General features: G+C 36.3%; 6 protein-coding genes. 5 read left to right on the top strand and 1 reads right to left on the bottom strand.

From position 1 onward, the window contains the following. The first annotated feature begins 130 nt into the window (after positions 1–130). The 3 genes from VE944_RS07335 to VE944_RS07325 all read left to right on the top strand — a co-directional run bounded on the left by VE944_RS07335 (position 131) and on the right by VE944_RS07325 (position 1,393). Positions 131–502 (top strand): HesB/IscA family protein, encoded by a 372-nt coding sequence (locus tag VE944_RS07335; protein ID WP_229553976.1) that lies wholly within the window; start codon positions 131–133, stop codon positions 500–502. 228 nt (positions 503–730) lie between these two features. Further along, the gene (locus tag VE944_RS07330; RefSeq protein WP_229553977.1) at positions 731–1,030 is read left to right on the top strand and encodes a 2Fe-2S iron-sulfur cluster-binding protein; all 300 of its coding nucleotides are present in this window, start codon (positions 731–733) and stop codon (positions 1,028–1,030) included. A gap of 102 nt (positions 1,031–1,132) precedes the next feature. Further along, positions 1,133–1,393 (top strand): FeoA family protein, encoded by a 261-nt coding sequence (locus tag VE944_RS07325; protein ID WP_324974462.1) that lies wholly within the window; start codon positions 1,133–1,135, stop codon positions 1,391–1,393. A gap of 218 nt (positions 1,394–1,611) precedes the next feature. On the opposite strand, the gene VE944_RS07320 is transcribed toward VE944_RS07325, so the two are convergent. Beyond that, complete coding sequence (locus tag VE944_RS07320) at positions 1,612–1,821, bottom strand: TOBE domain-containing protein (RefSeq protein ID WP_229553979.1); 210 nt, start codon at positions 1,819–1,821, stop codon at positions 1,612–1,614. Positions 1,822–2,030: 209 nt separating this feature from the next. Here VE944_RS07320 and VE944_RS07315 point away from each other — a divergent pair, with 209 nt between their 5' ends. Both VE944_RS07315 and VE944_RS07310 read left to right on the top strand, forming a co-directional pair. Continuing rightward, positions 2,031–2,426: a hypothetical protein gene (locus VE944_RS07315; protein WP_324974455.1), complete on the top strand. Its 396-nt coding sequence runs from the start codon at positions 2,031–2,033 to the stop codon at positions 2,424–2,426. Between the two features lie 35 nt (positions 2,427–2,461). Further along, the coding region (locus VE944_RS07310) for a homocitrate synthase (protein WP_324974451.1) at positions 2,462–3,570 on the top strand (1,109 nt) is incomplete at its 3' end.

Genomic DNA, 3,570 nt, shown 5'->3' with positions numbered 1-3,570 from the left:
ACAGGTATTGCACAAAATAGTTAATTTTTGTCATTAGTCATTGGTCATTAGTGAATAACAAAGGACGACTGACAAATGACAACCTACACCTGAAATCAGAACAACTAATCGCTACAAATCAGGAGACTTAATGGCCGTTATTTTATCAGAAAAAGCAGAATTTCATCTACGGGCATTCCTCAAAGGTTCCGCACCCGATGCTGAAGGCGCAACTAAAGGTGTCCGCATCTCGGTAAAAGATGGTGGTTGCAGTGGCTATGAATATGCGATCGATATCACCAGCAAGCCCCAACCAGATGATTTGGTAAGTCAGCAAGGTAAAGTACTGGTTTACGTTGATGCCAAAAGTGCGCCCTTATTAGACGGAGTTATTGTTGACTTCGTTGAAGGAGTGATGGAAAGCGGTTTTAAATTCATCAACCCCAATGCAACTGATACATGCGGTTGTGGAAAGTCCTTCAAAACAGACGACGGTACGCCTACTGGTGTACCTTGCAGCTAACATCATTCCGTTAGCACTAAGTCAATTGTAAAGGCTTCCCATAGACGCATTCCGCAGAGTTTCAGTGCCCTTGAGGTAGCTTCTAGTTCGCCTTGCATCCCTTACTCCTGTAGAGAAGCCGACTAAACTTAGCATCTCTGTAAGAAGAAAGGAAGCAAAAAGTAGGATAGGTTGCTCAAAAAATTCGGAAATTAGACCAGCTGTATAACGTTTGAGGAGAATCTGAAAATGGCTTCCTACCAAGTTAGATTAATCAACAAAAAAGAAGACCTCGACACCACAATTGAAGTTGACGAAGAAACCACCATCTTAGAAGCAGCAGAAGAAAATGGGATTGAGTTGCCCTTTTCTTGTCATGCAGGTTCCTGCTCTAGCTGTGTTGGTAAAGTTGTCGAAGGTGAAGTTAATCAAGATGATCAAAACTTTTTAGATGACGATCAGGTTTCTAAAGGATACGCTCTACTTTGTGTAACTTATCCTCGTTCTAATTGCACAATTAAGACACATCAAGAAGCATATCTAGTCTAAACTAGACTTTGGTTGCTGCCTTTAGCAACCAAATAAAATACGAAGGATGAAGGATGAAAATATACTTCCTTCTTCCTTTGACAATTCCTAATTATAATTAAAATGTTTACCCGCTTTAGTGTTATTGGCTGTTCATTAGAATTATTGAGAACAGGAGAGCGAGGAATCGTAATTGTCTGTAAAAGTCAGGATGAAACAATCTTAAGTAAACTTATATTAATGGGAATAGTAACAGGAACTCATATCAGTTTAAAACAAGATTTTCCTTCTTTTATTCTTAATATTGATAACATAGACTTTATACTAGATTTAGAAAGTGTTCGAGCGATTTATGTTCATATTATTAATACTTACATTAATTAACATTTATGCATAGCCTTACTTAATTATTGCTAAAAAATAAAATGCCCGATTTCTTAAATAAGCCGGGTATCTATGATTTTTAATAATTAAAAATCTAATATGATTGCTGTAATTACGCTTGACTACGCTATTGCACTATTCTAGTCACTAAATTATATAAATAAATGCAATTTGATATGAAAAATAGAGCGGCTTACAAAGGAAGCCAACTCTATTTTTTAATCAACAGCAACTATCACATCTGATGCTTTAATTACAGCATAAGCCTGCTTACCTTCTGCAAGCGATAGCTTTTCTGCTGATGATTTTGTGATGATTGACACTAGCTCTACTCCTGGCGCTAGTTCTAAAGTTATCTCAGTATTAACTGAACCATGTACAACTTTTTTGACAGTACCCTTAAGAGAATTACGAGCGCTAATTTCCATGTTTTTTATTCGCTAAGTTGAACTATTTATACTTTAGTAAGCTAGCAAATTTTGATCTTAAAACTAGCTTTCTTTAAAAAATCTTAATAATTTTGAAATAATTCTAATTTACTTAGCAGTGGTATCTCTGCTTGACGAATATTATAAAAATGGGCTGGGCAGTTATTTGCGGCAAAAAGCAAGATAAAAATTTAAAAACCTAACCATTGATGGATTTAGAAAGACTTTTGAAACGTCATGACTCTTTTGATTGGATTACTAGCCAAGAGTTAGATGATCATAGGCAAATTGTCCCAGAAGCACTGACAAACTTTGCTAGTTTGGGCGTACCAAAGGCTTCTGATTATTTTACTCCTAAAGAAGAGCAAGAAATCTTAGAACTTGTAAAAAAACAAGTTGTTACAGGTGTAGAATTGCGGGAAAAACTAAAAATATTTGTTGAAGAGAGTCAGAACTATGATTCGGTTCCTACTAAACAGGTTTTAGAAGCGATGAATACGAGCGATCGCTCTCTTATAATTGATACTATAACCAGTCCCCAAGAATCAGCCAAAGCAATTATTTCTCGATTATACAAATCTGTTAATATAAAAACCAGTAAGTAAATATCCTTAATAAGAATTAGCATAAGGATTGGTCAATGTCGCTATCTGAATTTGCAATTGTAGAAAGTACTCTCCGTGAAGGCGAACAATTCGTCAAAGCCAATTTTTCTTCAGATGATAAAGTCGAAATCGCTGAGGGGCTTGCCGCATTTGGAGTGGAATATATAGAGTTAACGTCACCAATTGCTTCACCTCAGTCTAGACGAGACTGTGAACGATTGGCTCGGTTAGGCTTGCCATCCAAAATATTAACTCACATTCGCTGTCACTTAGAAGATGCTAAAGTTGCTTTAGCAACAGGCGTAGCCGGGATTAATTTAACTATTGGTAGTTCTTCTTTAATGCGTCAGTTCAGTCATGGTAAAAATATTAATCAAATTATTGATTTAGCATCTGAAGTTTTAACTTTTATTCATCAGCAAGCTCCCGATATTGAATTACGGTTTTCGGCTGAGGATTCGTCACGTACTTCCATAGAAGATTTAATCACAATTTATTCCGAGATTGAAAAATTAGGAGTTGTCAAACGCATAGGAATTGCCGATACAGTAGGAATTATTACGCCAATGCAAGTATTTGAATTAGTGAAAACTTTGCGCCAGTTCACTAATTTAGATATTGAGTTTCACGGCCATAATGATACAGAATGTGCAAATGCTAACAGTTATACAGCACTGGAAGCGGGAGCAACTCATATTGACACTTGTGTGCTTGGTATCGGTGAACGCAATGGTATTACCTCACTAGCTGGATTTATCGCTAGGTTATATGCTACAAATCCAGAGCAGATTAAATCTAAATATTGTTTGGAGCAACTTGGTTACTTGCATGAATTAGTTGCAAGAAAAGTTGGAATTTCTATTCCTTTTAACCACTGTCTTTTTGGTGAGAGTGCTTTTAGCCATAAAGCTGGCATTCATACTAAGGCTATGCTTAATAACTCTAAGACTTATGAAGCTATTAATCCCCGGAGTTTTGGTGTAACGCGATCAATTTTAATCAATCATAAATTGGCTGGAAAACAGGCGGTTAATCACCGAGCTAATGAATTAGGACTTTCATTTAATTTATCCCAACTTAAAGATATTACCCATAGATTGAAAGCTTTAGCTGATAACCAAAGTCTTACCATCGAAGATGTAGA

It is taken from the genome of Nostoc sp., from assembly GCF_035638895.1.
Lineage (GTDB): Bacteria > Cyanobacteriota > Cyanobacteriia > Cyanobacteriales > Nostocaceae > Nostoc.
The sequence above is the reverse complement of the archived record's forward strand: the minus strand, read 5'-3'. Positions and strand labels throughout refer to the sequence as shown.

Bases quoted from the DNA above. Each gene is read 5' to 3' on its own strand.
- VE944_RS07315 (WP_324974455.1), top strand. From the start codon at position 2,031: ATGGATTTAGAAAGACTTTTGAAACGTCATGACTCTTTTGATTGGATT.
- VE944_RS07325 (WP_324974462.1), top strand. From the start codon at position 1,133: ATGTTTACCCGCTTTAGTGTTATTGGCTGTTCATTAGAATTATTGAGA.
- VE944_RS07330 (WP_229553977.1), top strand. From the start codon at position 731: ATGGCTTCCTACCAAGTTAGATTAATCAACAAAAAAGAAGACCTCGAC.
- VE944_RS07335 (WP_229553976.1), top strand. From the start codon at position 131: ATGGCCGTTATTTTATCAGAAAAAGCAGAATTTCATCTACGGGCATTC.
- VE944_RS07320 (WP_229553979.1), bottom strand. From the start codon at position 1,821: ATGGAAATTAGCGCTCGTAATTCTCTTAAGGGTACTGTCAAAAAAGTT.